The sequence below is a fragment of the Chromobacterium aquaticum genome, from assembly GCF_021129195.1.
Taxonomy (GTDB): Bacteria; Pseudomonadota; Gammaproteobacteria; order Burkholderiales; family Chromobacteriaceae; genus Chromobacterium; species Chromobacterium aquaticum.
The window spans coordinates 1-797 of sequence record NZ_JAJOHW010000299.1 but is presented as its reverse complement, the minus strand read 5'-3'; the positions used below and the strand labels follow the sequence as shown (position 1 = coordinate 797).

1 protein-coding gene is annotated in these 797 nt (G+C 73.5%); it reads left to right on the top strand.

The features are described from left to right. Positions 1-797: lipid II flippase MurJ (locus LQT98_RS23920; protein ID WP_231465758.1), on the top strand; the 797-nt coding region annotated here is incomplete at both ends.

Genomic DNA, 797 nt, shown 5'->3' with positions numbered 1-797 from the left:
GCGCTGGCTGGCTTGGCTGGCGCCCGGCCTGCTGGCCCAGGCGGTGCTGGCGGTGCCGCTGCAAGCGCAGGGACGCTTCCTGCTGGCCGGGCTGGGTTCGCTGTTGTTCAACCTGCCGGCGGCGTTCTACCTGTATTGGGCCGGGCCGGCCGCGACGGCGACGACGCTGGCGCAATGTTTTCTGGCCGGCAGCCTGCTGATGGCGGCGGCGCTGCTGCCCGGCAACTGGCGGCAGGGCTGGCGGCCCTGGCTGCGCGCCGGCCGTGGCGAAGTCATTCAGGCCTGGCGGCAGCTATGGCCGCTGCTGGCCAGCGGCGCCGCCAGCCAAGGCCTGGGTCTGCTGGAACGTTTGGCCGCTTCGCTGCTGGGCGAGGGGACGATTACCCTGCTCAACCTGGCGCGCAAGCTGATCAATCTGCCGCTGATCGCGCTGATGAGCTTGAATCAGGTGTTGCTGGGCAAGATGAGCGGCGCGCTGGGCGCGGACCGGCTGCGGCTGCTGGAGCGCGGCCTGGCCGCCTGCACCCTGTTGACCCTGCCGGCGGCGGCCGGACTGATCGGCGCCGCGCCGGCGCTGGTGGCGCTGCTGCTGCCCGGTGGCTTGGCGGCGAGCGGCCTGCCGCTGCTGCTGGCGCTGTACGCGCCGGGCATCGTGTTTGGCGCCTGGAACGCGCTGCTGGCGCGCTACTGCTACGCCGGCGGCGACACCCGCGGCCCGCTGGCGCTGGAACTGGCCGGCAGCGCGTTGAGCGCCGCCTTGCTGCTGACGCTGCCGCGCTGGCTGGGCTTGCCCGGCC